The sequence below is a fragment of the Dyadobacter arcticus genome, assembly GCF_011762185.1.
Lineage (GTDB): Bacteria > Bacteroidota > Bacteroidia > Cytophagales > Spirosomataceae > Dyadobacter > Dyadobacter arcticus.
This window is the reverse complement of record NZ_JAASQJ010000001.1, coordinates 607404-621181: the sequence shown is the minus strand read 5'-3', so window position 1 is coordinate 621181 and position 13778 is coordinate 607404. Positions and strand designations below refer to the sequence as shown.

The following is a 13778-nucleotide window of genomic DNA, read 5'->3' as shown; positions in this document are numbered from 1 at the left end:
AGATTTACACCGAAGAATTTGATTCATTTATGAAAAAGATAACAATACTATCCGGATACATACTGCTTGCCATGCTGACCAGTTGCAGCGATTTGCTCGAAACCACGCCATACGGACAGGTTACCTCCCAGCAATACTGGCGAAACGGCGATGATGTGGTGGCGGCAGTGAATGCAGTTTACTCCCCATTGCTCGATGAAGACGGCTTTGCGCATACCGAATATACATTTGACAACTGCTCGGATGATATGAACCGCGCGGGCGACCATTCCGATGAAACGGCGCTCGAAATGTTCACTTTCGATGCCTCCAATTCACACATCCTGGCGACCTGGAAAGCCAAGTACGAAGTCATTTCCCGCGCCAATACCGTGTTGATCAACGCTCCGAAAGTTTCAATGGACGAGACTTTGAGAAACCGCAGCATGGGTGAAGCTTACTTTCTGAGAGGCTTCATCTATTGGAGACTTTCGCTGGTTTATGGTGAAGTTCCGATATTGCTGGAAGACGATGCTTTGAAACTTAATTACAACAAGCCTAAATCCACGCTGACAGAAGTTCGTGCCCAGGCCGAGGCGGATTTTCTGAAAGCCTCCACATTGTTGCCGGTTTCTTACGGTGATGCGGAAGCTGGAAGGGTTACCCAGGGCTCTGCTTTTGGTTTTCTGGCCAAATTATATGTGTATGAGGAACAATGGGCAAAAGCCATCGAAGCAAGCGCAAAAGTGACTTCCAATGCTGCTTACAAATTGGCAACCGGCTTTAACCAGAATTTTGAGCTGGCGACCGAAAATAATCCGGAGATATTATTTTCACTTCAATATGAAACCGGCTGGACAACAGACAATTCCCCGACTTTTTATCATACACCGCAGGCATTTGGCGGCTGGGGCTTTCACGAACCTATCGACGATCTGGTGAAGGAATTTGAAAAAGGGGACACGCGGAAGGCATCCTCCATTTTCAGCCCGGGCGACCAGGTAGACCGGAAGGGCCTTGGAAAAGAAACATTTGCAAAAGATATGACACGGGTTACCGGTTATGCATTCAAGAAATACACACAGTTTGTCGACAATGGCGATATGAGCCAAAGTCTTAATGCACCGTTTCTGAGAACAGCGGACGTGTATCTGCTTGCTGCCGAGGCCAAAATCCGTTCAGGTGCCAATGGTGATGTTGAACTCAATGCAGTAAGAAAAAGGGCTGGGCTGGCAGCAATTACCAATGCTACAATGAAAAACATCATGCACGAGAGACGTGTGGAACTGGCGGGAGAAAATGAAAGACATCAGGATTTGATGCGTTGGGATAAGGCAGGACTAATTGACATCGTGGCACATTATAAAATCGATCGCGGACCTCATAAACCAAGTCGTAATTTCGTCAAACCTAAGCATTACTACTTCCCTTTGCCACAACGTGAAGTGGATTTGAGCAATGGCGTACTAGTCCAGAACAGCAACTATTGACATTGGTAAAAAAACTCCCCCAGGCTCTTCTTCTGATTTTTATTTTGTCCCAATGCAAATCAGAGGAGGAGCAGATATATGGATTATGGCGGACTGATTCCATTTCAAATTTTGTAAATGGATTCAGTTTCACCAATAATGTCAAAGATTCTCACTGGTCTTACTTTGATTACAGGCCGGATGGGATACTCTTTGAAAGGAGAAAAGGAGAATTCCGGAAATCGCATTATAAATTGATGAGCAAAGATTCGCTCGCGTACCTGGATTCGACGGGTAAAGTTGTGAATGGATATCAGATACTAAGTCTTAATTCCAGAAGCATGATCTTGAAAAAAACGCATAAGCCCTATTTCTCTGGTAAAAATCAGGAATTGTACGAGTTAAGGTATTTCTCAAAAGTCGCCCCACAAGCAGAGTAACTATCCCACCAATACCCTGACTTTTTTAATACGCTTCTTGTCCGCTGACTGGACTTTGAAAGTTACTCCGCGGTGGGTGGCAATTTCACCCGTTCTGGGCAAACGGGAAAACAATTCTAGTAGCAGACCTGCAAGGGATTCACTGGTACCTCTCACATTGTCGAAATAATCGGTATCAATGTTGAGGATGCGGCATAGATCATTGATGAGCACTTTTCCTTCAAAAACATAAGTATTCTCATCTACTTGCGTAAAATTGATTTCCTCATCCTCGTCGTATTCATCATTAATATCCCCGAAAATTTCCTCAATGATATCTTCCAGCGTAATGAGGCCGCTGGTACCTCCATATTCATCTACCACAATGGCCATATGAACCCTACGACTTTGAAAATCTTTCATCAAGTCGTCCAGTCGCTTGCTTTCAGGGATAAAATAAACCGGTCGTAGTAATTTCTGCCAATTAAAATGTTCATCCTGGTGAATGTGTTGCAATAGGTCCTTCACATTCAGAATACCTTCAACGTGGTCAAGGTCGTCGCGGAAAATGGGTACGCGCGAATACCCCGACTTATTGATTTTGTCCATCAGCTCATGAAAATTCAGCTCAATGTCAAAAGAAGTAATTTCCAATCGCGCCTGCATTGCCTTTTTTGCATTCGTTTGTCTGAAATTAGCAAGTCCCCGAAGCAGGTCTGTCTCTTCCTCGCTTTCCGCTTTCGCCTCCAGCATTTCGGTAGTTACCTCCGCCCCTTCCGGCGTTAGCACGCCCAGAGCGTAACCCAGCTTCATAACAGGTGCAGCTAAGGGCCGACAGATTTTTACCAGAATCTGTGTCAAGCCTGTAATTCTTGGGATAAATTCATTGGCACGACGCGCGCTATTGTACCGGACAATCGCATCCAGCCAAATCCACACCGCCAGAAAACCTAAAACGACCCATCGGGAATACGGGTCATCGGCTGCCTGCAGGTGATTCCAGGCGTAGTGTGCCGCAAGTATCAATGCTAACAGCGTCATTGCCCGCTGAACGAGGGATAAGGAAAGTTGTTGGATGCGGTTTGGTAAGCCATTTTCCCCTTCGCTCTTGCGCTCCCAGGGGTTTTCCATGGCGCCGGATGCGGCATAAGCAGCGCGAATGCCGGATAAAAAAAGGGAAACGATAAGAAGAAAAACAACGAGGATAAGGTCGTAGGGGCCAAGAAAATCAATGGGGATTATCACCCCTGCCAGAAGTGGTTGCGTACTTTTTGGGGAAAACAAAATCCCCGTACGCGTTCGGGCAAGGGGATCGTCACTGTCTGCAGTTTCTTCCACGAAATATCGGAAAACGTTGAGAATTAACGGTTAATAAGATAAATGTAACTAATTAAAACGGCAAGTCATCATCGTCGTCACTTCCTGCTGCCAGTGCTGGCGGGATCGGATCGGCTGGCCTGGGCGATTGGTTGCTCCTCGGCGCGGCTGACTGTTGCTGATACCCTTGATTGCTATTTTCTGCTTGTCCGCCTGAGCCTGATGGTCCGCCCAACAAGGTCATGCTGTTTGCCCTGATTGTGACACCGGTTTTTTGCAGTCCTTCTTTATCAGTCCAGCTGTCTGTTCTGATGCGCCCTTCAATATAAACCTGGTTTCCTTTTTTCAAATATTTCTCCGCTACCTTGGCCAGACCTTCCCAAAGTTCAATGCGATGCCATTCTGTATTGTCAACCCTTTCACCACTTTTGTTAGTGTAAGATTCGGTGGTCGCAATGTTAAATTTAGCGACTGCTGAGCCGCTTTCCAGGTATCTGACCTCTGGATCACTCCCCAGGTTACCTATTAAAATCACTTTATTAACACTTCCTGCCATGGGTGGATATTTTACGAATGTAGATTTAAATATAAGGATATTCGGTGAATCGTTTTTCTAAATATCCTGCTCAAAAATTTTGCCGGTCGCCTTATCTTTTAAAATCAGCTTGTTACGCCCGTCGTGGGTTACCTCTTGTTTGATCAGATAATATTTTTCATCATAAGAAGTATAGTTGGATGGTTTTTCAACGCCTTCCCTACCCCTCCAAACCGGAAGCTCAACCTTTTCCCATAATTTGGTTTTTGCAGACTTGTACGCTGCATCAATAACTGCATTAACAATATATCCATCGTAAAATGTCTCAGCAGCTTCTATGCCACGCTCCGCCGAATTGAACATGTCGGTGAACATGTGGTTGTATCCCAGATCATTGACCTCGTCCCCAACCGGAAACAGCCAGCCTGTGGTACTTTCGGCCTTTTCCGCAACATACTCTTCTCCTGTACCTTCGGCATTTTGGCCTGTAGTGAACATTTCAAAACCGGTACGCAGAAAATTATTGATCCAGATTGTTCCCTCGGTACCCATTACTTCGTCCCGAAGGTCCATTCCACCGCGAAAAGTCCAGCTAACTTCAAACTGCCCGATTGCCCCGTTTTCGTATTTTACCAATGCAATTGCATGGTCTTCCGCATCAATTGGCTTAACCTGCGTGTCCGCCCAGCACATTACTTCAATTGGTTTTATATCTTTTCCAATGAAATTGCGTGAAATTTCAATGCAATGGCAGCCCAGGTCAAGGATGCAGCCACCCCCTGCCTGTTCGATATCCCAAAACCATTCGCTATGCGGGCCGGGGTGTGCTTCTCGGGATTTCGCCCAGATAATCCTGCCCAATGAGCCATTTTTAATACTTTCAAGGGATTTTAAGAACTTTGGCGTGTAGCAGAGATCTTCAAGATAGCCTCCAAATATTCCCGCTTCTTCCACCGCCTTCATCATTCGCAAAGCTTCTCCACCAGTCCGCCCAAGCGGCTTTGTCGAAACCACTGCCTTTCTATGTTTGGCGCAAAGCATTACAGCTTGCTCATGAATGTTGTTGGGAAGCGCGATGCATACCATATTTACCTCGGGATTCGCGATGATCTCTTCCATGTCGGACGACCAAAAATCACAGCCATAATCGGCAGCGAATTTCTTGGCGCTTTCCTCTCGTCTCGCATAAATGGCGATTACCTTATCTCGCCCTCTCTGCCCATGAATGGAGTCAGCATAAAAACGCCCGATAAAACCCGAGCCTAGCATTGCAATTTTCTGCATGGTACTTACAAGTTAAATGTGTTTAAAAATGGGTTCGGGGTGGTTCGAGGTGGTCTGAAGTTGTTTTACGTTTCCATTACCATAAATAACAATCTCGAACCATACCGAACCAACTCGAACAACATTAACCCTTAAATCGCTTCCGATACGCAGGCATTAAAATCTTAAAATCCCACTTCCTTCAAAAGCGTATCAATTAGGATCGGTTTCGGAAGGAATTCAATTTCGTCTCTGGTGTAAAAAGCCATGTCAGCTGGCAAATCTATTGCTGCACTTTCCGAAATTTCAATCCACCAGAAGCGAACATTTAATCTTTGGTGGGTGAGTCTGTGGGTGTAAAGCTCGGGAATTTCAGTTATAATGCCCTTTTTCAGTAAATTGATAATAAACTTATCTTCCGAAAAATCTTCGGGAGAGGTTAGCGGCGTCTGCGATTCGATAAGGTAAAAGTCGAATAATCCTTTCCAGATGTCCTTTCCTGTCCGCTCCTTCATAATAATCCGCCCATTTTGATTGATTACGAAATAGTTTAAAAACCGATGCTTGACTTTCAGCTTTTTGGCCTTGACCGGCAGTTCCTTCTGCATTCCGAACTCGAAAGCAAAACAGATATCGTTCAATGGGCAAATGATACAATTTGGAGAAACGGGTACACATTGAATGGCGCCAAATTCGATCATTGCCTGGTTATAGGTACCCGGATCATCAGCAGGAATAAGCTCTTTGGCCAAAGTAGCAAACTCCTTTTTTCCTTCATTACTCAGCATATCTGACTGTATCCCGAAAATGCGGGACATCACCCGGTAAACATTTCCATCAATGGCAGCCACAGCTTCTCCATATGCAAAGGAGGCGATGGCGGAAGCAGTGTAGGCGCCAAGTCCTTTTAGTTTGGATAGCTGGGCTGCGGTAGATGGAAATTTACCGTCAAAATCTTTGACGACCTGTCGGGCAGTAAAATGCATATTTCTGGCCCTCGAGTAGTACCCTAATCCTTGCCATAATCTTAAAACGTCCCGCTCATCGGCATTGGCGAGATCAAAAACGGTGGGATAATGAAGGAGAAATTTCTCATAATAAGGCGTTCCCTGAGCGACTCTGGTCTGCTGAAGAATGATTTCGGAGAGCCATATTTTGTAAGGGTCATTTGTCTGGCGCCAGAGCAAAGGGCGATGGTTTTTGAGATACCAGGATTTAAGCCTTTTGTTAAAATGAACTCCCTCAAAATGATCCGGTATCATATTATTTGAACTTATGTATGCTGTTTTTTAACCAATTAGAAAAAAATTGAAAAGCCCATCCTTTTAAATTCTGGTAAAATTACCGTACCTTTGTGTTCCCAAAATTCAGAGGAGTAAGTAAATAAATGAAATAATATCCACTTAAAGTAAACAATCAAAGTGACTAAGGCAGACGTAATCGCACAGATTTCTGAAAAAACAGGTGTAGACAAGGGCGACGTTCAGCAAACGCTAGAATCGTTCTTCACCGTGGTAAAGGACTCCCTTTCTGAGGGCGAGAATCTTTATGTAAGAGGTTTTGGTAGTTTTATCAATAAAAAACGTGCACGTAAAGTCGCCCGTAACATTTCGAAGGGAACTTCAATGATTATTGATGAGCACTTTGTACCAAGCTTCAAACCTGCCAAGGTTTTCGTGGAGCAGGTGAAAGAAAGTGACAAACTGAAAGCGGTCGCTGAAAAGTAATTTACCTGAAAAGGTTTAGTGATACTTATGAAAAAGTCTATTCTTCTTTCCTGTGTATTTGCGGTTGCACTTGTTGGAACATTGTTCAGTCTTCCAAAAGTCGTTGTCAACACGAAGGGCAAAGAGGTAGACAAGGAAAGGAGTCAGACGGCAGCTACTTCGGCGACAACTTCTGACTCCTCTCCTACATCACATGACGCAGCTACCCTTTCCCCTGATCAGCAGAAAATAGTCGATCAATTGAAAGGTAACTTTGCAAATGCGGGTGACAAGGAAAAGATTGCGGCTGGGCTTAAATTGTCAGACAAATTCGCAGAACTTCAGAAGTTTGACAGTGCTGCGTTTTATGCTGAAAAAGTAGCCGTTATATCCCCATCTATTGAGAACTTGGTCAAAACAGGAGATCGATATTATGAAGCATATGGCTTTGCTGTGAATGAACAAAAAGCCAAAAATCTTGGAATTAAAACCCGCGAATATTACCAAAAAGCAATTGACCAGAATCCTGGACTGCTGGCAGCAAAAGCCAATATGGCAATGACTTACGTGAACACCGAAAATCCAATGCAAGGGATTTTAATGTTACGGGAAGTGATTGACACAGATCCCACCAACGAATTGGCATTGTTCAATCTGGGGATTTTGTCCATGAGATCTAACCAATATTCAAAAGCTGCTGATCGGTTCAGGCAAATTTTAACCAATAATCCAGCGAATACGAAAGCAAAGTTTTATCTAGGACTGACGCTCGTTGAACTTGGAGATAAAGAACAGGCTCGTAAAGTGCTTGCGGAGGTTAAAAAGGAAGAAAAAGACCCGGTCATACAGCAAGCCATCGGTGAATTGGAAGACCGACTGAACAATTGATCATCAGAAAATAAGAGAATTATTTTTTATTTATAAACGACATAGATTTATGCCTTGCGGAAAAAAAAGAAAGAGACATAAGATTTCCACTCATAAGAGAAAGAAAAGACTTAGAAAAAACAGACATAAGAAGAAATAAATATAAATGACCGGACTTTCACATGAAGCTCCGGTCATCCTTCTTCACTACGCATTTATACCCCTTTATTCTGAAAAGCGGGAGGTTAATTATCAACATTATATAGCCATTTAGTTGGTTGAACATTGAGTAACGAATTACTGATCAATTCTACTCAAAAGGGAGAACGTATAGCCCTTTTGCAGAATAAGCGCCTTTTAGAATATCACGTCGAAACACCTGATCAAAGCTTTACCGTTGGGGATATTTACCTTGGTACTGTCCGAAAATTGGTGGCTGGTCTTAATGCAGCATTTGTTGATGTTGGTTTTGAAAAGGACGCGTTTTTGCATTACCTTGATTTGGGTCCAAATATCAATTCTCTCAATAAATTAACGAAGGACGTTATTTCCAAACGTGGCAATTCGGGCAAATTGAGTAGCTTCAAGATGGAGCCTGAAATTGAAAAACTTGGAAAAATTGACAAGGTCCTCTCCAAAAATCAAGCGATCCTTGTTCAGATCGTAAAAGAGCCTATCTCTACAAAAGGCCCGAGATTATCCTGTGACATTTCCATTGCCGGTCGTTATATCGTTCTGGTTCCTTTTTCTAATTCAGTTAATCTTTCCAAAAAGATTACTGACAAACAAGAAAGGAATAGACTGCAACGCTTGATGTCTTCTATTAAGCCTGCAAATTTTGGCGTAATCATCCGTACTGTTGCGACAGGCAAAGATGTGGATGAGCTTAATAAAGATTTGCAGGATTGTCTGGATAAATGGGAAAATGGTATCAAAGCCCTTCGTGAAGCAAAACCCCGCGATCGGGTAATAGGCGAGATGAATCGAGCCTCGTCCATCATCCGCGATATGCTGAATGAGTCTTTTGACAGCATTACCGTGGATTCGAAGGAAGTATATGACGATATCAAAGCGTACATCCACAACATTGCGCCTGATAAGGAGAATATCTTAAAGCTACACAGTGGCAAGAATAAAATCTTCGAACAATTTGGTCTGGAAAAGCAGATCAAATCGTTATTTGGTCGCTCGGTAAGTCTTCCAAATGGAGGCTATTTGATCATTGAGCACACCGAAGCATTGCATGTGATCGATGTAAACAGCGGTAATAAGTCCAATTCGGAAGAAGATCAGGAAGCTACTGCATTGAGTGTCAACCTGGAAGCGGCGAAGGAAATTGCCCGGCAACTTCGGTTGCGGGATATGGGCGGCATTATCGTTGTAGATTTTATTGATATGAAGAAAGCGGAGAATAAAAGAACGCTTTTCGATGTCATGCGTGATGAAATGAAAGGCGATCGGTCTAAATATACTGTTCTTCCTTTATCTAAATTTGGCCTTCTTCAGATTACCCGCCAAAGGGTTAGGCCTGAAATGAACATTGTTACCCGGGAAACATGTCCTACCTGCGGTGGAACAGGCACAATCCAGGCAAGCATATTGGTTTCTGATGCCATTGCGAATAACCTCGATTACATCCTCAGCAAGCAAAATGAGCGGGGAATAACCATTTCTCTTCATCCTTTCCTGCATTCCTATTTTACCAAAGGAATGATTTCAGAACAGGTAAAATGGTTCTTCCATTACAAAACCTGGGTGAAGTTGACTAAAGATAGCTCACTTGGCGTCGTCGATTTCAAGTTCCATAACCGTTATGGGGAAGAGATTGAGATTGTGCCGGTGAATTGATAGCAAAGAGCTATTAGCTATTTGCTTTTAGCTTTTTCCAGACTTTCTTATTAATTACCCTTCCAATTCGGACTCCTTTTTTCTTTGAATGACAAGGCTCCTTCTTTTGCATCCGCTGTTTGGAGCAGTAATTTTAATTGCTCTTTCAAATAGGTATGTCGCTCCCTTTCCGTGATGTCTTTCAGTTTGTGAAAAGCTGCGATGCCTGATTTAATTGCGTACGGCGCATTTCCGCAGATTTGCTCCGCCAGCGCGTTTACTTCTTCTCCAATTTGTCCTTCTTCCGAAATCCTGGTGACCAGCCCCAGTTCATATGCCTCGGTAGCAGTATATTCCTCGCCAGTAATAGCCATTTCAAGCACTTTACGATTTGGAATAATATGCATCAATGAAGCCATCACCTGCATTGGCCATATTCCCCGCTTTACTTCGGGCAGGCTAAATGTTGCGTTCGTCGTACTATAAACAAAGGTCACACCACAAATCATAAGAAAACCACCCGCTAAAACAGGCCCCTCGACCTTCGCAATGGCAGGCTTTGATAAAGCGATAAAAGCATCGCCCAATGTGAGATCTCCTTTTATTTTTGGTAAAGTGTCATTTTTTCTATCAAAAGATGGATCATGGAATGCATTTAAATCGGCACCTGCGCAAAAAACACTTCCCTGCGCATCGATAATTACACACCTGATTTCGCTATTGTAATGAGCATAGGCAAGGGCGTAGATTATTTCTTCGGCCATTGTTGGTGTGAATGCATTTCGCTTCTCCGGTCGGCTCAGCGTCACCGTAAAAATGTAGCCTGACAGGGATGTTTTAATGTATAAAAACTTCACTGATGCAAAAGCCTGTACATCTTCGTGGGAGTAGAATTGCATATCAGTTTAGTTTGGATTGTCACCTGAATTTCGCTCAGACGCCTAGTGAGTTACCACGCCTTCCAGCATTGTAATGTATTGTGTTATGCCTTCTTCAATTTCATGAAGATAGATGAACTCATCGGCACTATGCGACCTCGCCGATTGTCCCGGCCCCATTTTTAGTGATGGACAATCCAGAAGCGCCTGATCAGAAGTAGTGGGTGAGCCATAAGCGGCTCGGCCCAATTTCAAGCCCTGCTGCACAATCGGATGATCCATTGCAATACTTGACGGCCGAAGCCTTATCGACCTGGCAACAACCTCAGACTGAATATTAGCCTGGATTACAGTGATAACTTCCTCTAATTCATACTGATCGGTCACCCTGACATCTATCGTAAAGGTACATGCGTCGGGAATGACATTATGCTGTGTGCCCGCGTTGATGATCGTCACTGACATTTTTATCGGCCCCAATGTAGGTGAAACTTTGGGAAACTGATATTGGGTAATCCAGCTTATGTCCTTTAAAGCTTTATAGATCGCGTTATCGCCTTCTTCCCTGGCAGCATGCCCTGATTTCCCAGCTGCAGTGCAGTCGAGCACAAGCAATCCTTTCTCTGCAACAGCCAACTGCATTTCAGTTGGTTCACCAACGATGGCAAAAGAAATATCGGGCAATTCAGGAACCACTATTTCTAGTCCTTCTTTACCTGATATCTCTTCCTCGGCCGTAGTGGCAATAGCAATGTTATAGGTAAGATCTTCTCTCTCAAAAAAATAACAGAAGGTAGCGATTAATGATACCAGGCACCCGCCCGCGTCATTGCTTCCCAGCCCATACAACTTGCCCTTCTCAACAATGGCTTTAAAAGGGTCCAGCGTCCAGGATTTATTGGGCTTTACCGTATCATGATGAGAATTTAGTAGGATTGTTGGCTTGGCTTGATCAAAATGAAGGTTATAAGCCCATATGTTATTTTTCTTTTGCTGAAAAGGAATGTTTTTAGCCTTGAAAAATTCAGCGATCAGCACCGCAGTATTTGCTTCCTCTTTACTAAATGAAGGAGTTTCAATTAAATTCTTCAAAAGCGCAACTGCTTGTTCCGAAAGTACCTTTATATTTTTCGCAGTGTTTACCATCTTACCTGTCCGTCACCTTGTACAATCCACTTTTCCGTAACGAGTTTCTCCAATGCAAATGGGCCGCGTGCATGAAGCTTTTGGGTTGATATTCCTATCTCCGCTCCCAATGCGAAGACAGCTCCATCTGTAAAACGAGTTGACGCATTGGCGTAAACAGCTGCCGCATCAACTTCCCGCAAGAATGTTTCAATAATAGCTTCGTCCGTTGAGACAATTGCCTCAGAGTGGCGGGACGAATATTGTTCAATATGCTTCAATGCATCTTCAAATCCATCAACTACTTTAATCGAGCATTTGAAATCCAGGAATTCCCTTCCAAAATCCTCCGGCCCAGCATTCCGTAGCAACGGGTATTCCGCCTTTTGCAAAATATTATAGGAAGTTTCATCAGCGAACACCTCCACATCCCATTTGATAAAATCTCTTTTCAGCATTGGCAGGAAACTCTCGGCAATCGCTCTATCCACCAGAATAGTATCCAATGCATTGCAGGCAGCTGGTTTAGATACCTTGGCATTTACTACGATTTGGGCCCCTTTATCCAAGTCCCCCGTAGTTTCAATGTAAGTATGACACACGCCTGCTCCTGTTTCAATGGTAGGAACAAGTGAATTTTCTCGCACAAATTTTATCAGTCCTTCCGAGCCGCGTGGAATAATAATATCGACATATTGTGTAGCTGTCAATAGTTCTCCAACGGATTCTCTGCCGGTTGGAAGCAGGTTAACAGCCGCAGCTGGGATTCCAAATTCGGCCAGGGTTTTATGAATAAGTGCTACCAGCAAAGTATTTGAAAAATGCGCTTCTTTTCCCCCTTTCAAAACGCAGGCATTGGCGGAACGCAAACAAAGCGACGCCACATCAATTGTCACATTGGGTCTTGATTCATAAATGACACCGACCACACCGAGCGGGACGGCTATTTTTTTTAAGGAAAGCCCTTGCTCGATCGTCTTTTCAAGAAAAATGACATTGGTCGGATCCGGAAGGGCTGCAACGTCGCAAAGACTCTGAGCAAGTTCCTTGATCCTCCTTTCATTCAGAAGCAGGCGATCTTTTTTAGGATCTGCATCATCCATTAATGAAAGGTCCTTCTGATTTTCGGCGATAATAGCATTTATATTCTCTAACACGCTGTTTGAGAGAGATATCAAAAGGTCAGCACGCTGCTTGTCTGTCAGCCGCCGAACAGCCGCTGACGCTTCTCTGGTTTCCTTTAAGAGGGATATGATAGATTCCATTATAATAACACAATATCATTGGCATGCGCCACTTCAAAATTCACTGTTTTCAGATTTTGCCTGATCGCCGAAGATGTTTCTCTTGCTCTGGCAACCGCAATCATTTCTCCGTCGGAGGAATATATTTCAATAATTTCGCCGGACTCAAATTCACCGGTTACCCCGGTCACCCCGACAGCTAACAAGCTCTTTCTTTTTAGAATGGCCCTCGAAGCTCCTTCATCGATCAATAAACTGCCGGATACCAGTCCACCGCTTCCAAGCCATCTGTTCCTGGCAGATAATGTGCTCTTACCAGCCTGGATTACAGTTCCGGCATTCCCGTTCAGCGCATTAAGCAGCTCGTCTTTTTGGTTCATACCAAATATAACAACCCTGATCGCCATCCGCGCTGCAAGTTTTGCGAAAGTCAGCTTGGACGCCATCCCGCCTAAACCCAGGAAAGATTTATCTGTTTTTACAAATTTAAAAACCTCATTGACATTCGATACGTTCCTGAGTACCTGACCCTGTTCATCAAGCAAACCGCCAACCGATGTACAAAACATCAGAGATTCGGCCCCAAATCCAACCGCCAGTAGGGTAGCTAACTCATCATTATCTGAAAATTTAAGCTCCCGATCACTGACAACATCATTTTCGTTGACAATTGGAATGATATCATTATACCAAAGCTCCTCGAAAGTCTCTTTAAGCTGTAAAAACTTATCGCGGTTTGCGAAATGCTGCCTTTCGCATAGACTTTGGGCGATATAAATGTTGTTGGGCGCAAAAAAGGAGGAATACAGTCCAACCAGCAATGGATTTCCCACGGACGCAGCTGCTTTCCGCTGCGTCATCGAACCTTTATAATCCTTAATGAAAGACTTCCCTGCCCCGACGGCGCCAGATGATACGATGATGATATGATATTGCGAGTGTATTTCTGAAACCTGTCGCGCTATCTCTGAAATAATTCGGACGTCCGGCTCACCAGACGTTAAGGTAATGGACGCTGTCCCAAATTTTATAACAAGTATTGGTTTTGACACTTTAAACTGTAATAAGCGACATATACTTTCTTTGAATGCCTATATGCGGATTTTCAATTGAAGTCAAAAGTAAATAATATTTCAAATGATATTATAT

General features: G+C 43.7%; 13 protein-coding genes. 5 read left to right on the top strand and 8 right to left on the bottom strand.

What is annotated here, in order from left to right; translation table 11 throughout:
• The first annotated feature begins 29 nt into the window (after positions 1-29).
• Positions 30-1469: a RagB/SusD family nutrient uptake outer membrane protein gene (locus FHS68_RS02795; RefSeq protein ID WP_167267039.1), complete on the top strand. Its 1440-nt coding sequence runs from the start codon at positions 30-32 to the stop codon at positions 1467-1469.
• A 2-nt stretch (positions 1470-1471) separates the two neighbouring features.
• On the top strand, positions 1472-1888 hold the full coding sequence (locus tag FHS68_RS02790) for a hypothetical protein (RefSeq protein WP_167267038.1): 417 nt from the start codon (positions 1472-1474) through the stop codon (positions 1886-1888).
• Here the strand turns inward: FHS68_RS02790 and FHS68_RS02785 are convergent, their stop codons facing one another.
• From FHS68_RS02785 to mutY, 4 genes are all read right to left on the bottom strand, one after another.
• Positions 1889-3205, bottom strand: a complete 1317-nt coding sequence (locus FHS68_RS02785) for a transporter associated domain-containing protein (RefSeq protein WP_167267036.1) — start codon at positions 3203-3205, stop codon at positions 1889-1891.
• A 52-nt stretch (positions 3206-3257) separates the two neighbouring features.
• Positions 3258-3740, bottom strand: coding sequence for a single-stranded DNA-binding protein (locus FHS68_RS02780; RefSeq protein ID WP_167267029.1), 483 nt, complete (start codon positions 3738-3740; stop codon positions 3258-3260).
• 57 nt (positions 3741-3797) lie between these two features.
• Positions 3798-5003, bottom strand: a complete 1206-nt coding sequence (locus tag FHS68_RS02775; RefSeq protein ID WP_167267028.1) for a Gfo/Idh/MocA family protein — start codon at positions 5001-5003, stop codon at positions 3798-3800.
• Between the two features lie 164 nt (positions 5004-5167).
• Positions 5168-6244 carry an A/G-specific adenine glycosylase gene (gene mutY / locus FHS68_RS02770; RefSeq protein ID WP_167267026.1) on the bottom strand — a complete coding sequence of 359 codons (1077 nt, stop codon included), beginning with the start codon at positions 6242-6244 and terminating at the stop codon, positions 5168-5170.
• A 159-nt stretch (positions 6245-6403) separates the two neighbouring features.
• Here mutY and FHS68_RS02765 point away from each other — a divergent pair, with 159 nt between their 5' ends.
• The 3 genes from FHS68_RS02765 to FHS68_RS02755 all read left to right on the top strand — a co-directional run bounded on the left by FHS68_RS02765 (position 6404) and on the right by FHS68_RS02755 (position 9403).
• A complete protein-coding gene (locus FHS68_RS02765; protein WP_026631310.1) occupies positions 6404-6709 on the top strand; it encodes an HU family DNA-binding protein in 306 nt (101 codons plus the stop codon).
• 27 nt (positions 6710-6736) lie between these two features.
• On the top strand, positions 6737-7576 hold the full coding sequence (locus tag FHS68_RS02760) for a tetratricopeptide repeat protein (protein WP_167267024.1): 840 nt from the start codon (positions 6737-6739) through the stop codon (positions 7574-7576).
• A 264-nt stretch (positions 7577-7840) separates the two neighbouring features.
• A complete protein-coding gene (locus FHS68_RS02755; RefSeq protein WP_208408136.1) occupies positions 7841-9403 on the top strand; it encodes an Rne/Rng family ribonuclease in 1563 nt (520 codons plus the stop codon).
• Positions 9404-9453: 50 nt separating this feature from the next.
• Here the strand turns inward: FHS68_RS02755 and FHS68_RS02750 are convergent, their stop codons facing one another.
• The 4 genes from FHS68_RS02750 to proB are packed head-to-tail and all read right to left on the bottom strand — an operon-like array spanning position 9454 to position 13681.
• Positions 9454-10281 carry an enoyl-CoA hydratase/isomerase family protein gene (locus FHS68_RS02750; protein ID WP_167267022.1) on the bottom strand — a complete coding sequence of 276 codons (828 nt, stop codon included), beginning with the start codon at positions 10279-10281 and terminating at the stop codon, positions 9454-9456.
• Positions 10282-10323: 42 nt separating this feature from the next.
• On the bottom strand, positions 10324-11406 hold the full coding sequence (locus tag FHS68_RS02745) for a M20 family metallo-hydrolase (RefSeq protein ID WP_167267020.1): 1083 nt from the start codon (positions 11404-11406) through the stop codon (positions 10324-10326).
• Positions 11400-12650 (bottom strand): glutamate-5-semialdehyde dehydrogenase, encoded by a 1251-nt coding sequence (locus FHS68_RS02740; RefSeq protein WP_167267019.1) that lies wholly within the window; start codon positions 12648-12650, stop codon positions 11400-11402. Before FHS68_RS02740 ends, FHS68_RS02745 begins: the two co-directional genes overlap by 7 nt.
• Positions 12650-13681 carry a glutamate 5-kinase gene (proB, locus tag FHS68_RS02735; RefSeq protein WP_167267017.1) on the bottom strand — a complete coding sequence of 344 codons (1032 nt, stop codon included), beginning with the start codon at positions 13679-13681 and terminating at the stop codon, positions 12650-12652. Before proB ends, FHS68_RS02740 begins: the two co-directional genes overlap by 1 nt.
• Between the last annotated feature and the right edge of the window lie 97 nt (positions 13682-13778).

Excerpts from the sequence above, each read along its gene's own strand:
- FHS68_RS02795 (WP_167267039.1), top strand. The coding sequence starts at position 30 with ATGAAAAAGATAACAATACTATCCGGATACATACTGCTTGCCATGCTG.
- FHS68_RS02780 (WP_167267029.1), bottom strand. The coding sequence starts at position 3,740 with ATGGCAGGAAGTGTTAATAAAGTGATTTTAATAGGTAACCTGGGGAGT.
- FHS68_RS02775 (WP_167267028.1), bottom strand. The coding sequence starts at position 5,003 with ATGCAGAAAATTGCAATGCTAGGCTCGGGTTTTATCGGGCGTTTTTAT.
- mutY (WP_167267026.1), bottom strand. The coding sequence starts at position 6,244 with ATGATACCGGATCATTTTGAGGGAGTTCATTTTAACAAAAGGCTTAAA.
- FHS68_RS02760 (WP_167267024.1), top strand. The coding sequence starts at position 6,737 with ATGAAAAAGTCTATTCTTCTTTCCTGTGTATTTGCGGTTGCACTTGTT.
- FHS68_RS02750 (WP_167267022.1), bottom strand. The coding sequence starts at position 10,281 with ATGCAATTCTACTCCCACGAAGATGTACAGGCTTTTGCATCAGTGAAG.
- FHS68_RS02745 (WP_167267020.1), bottom strand. The coding sequence starts at position 11,406 with ATGGTAAACACTGCGAAAAATATAAAGGTACTTTCGGAACAAGCAGTT.
- FHS68_RS02740 (WP_167267019.1), bottom strand. The coding sequence starts at position 12,650 with ATGGAATCTATCATATCCCTCTTAAAGGAAACCAGAGAAGCGTCAGCG.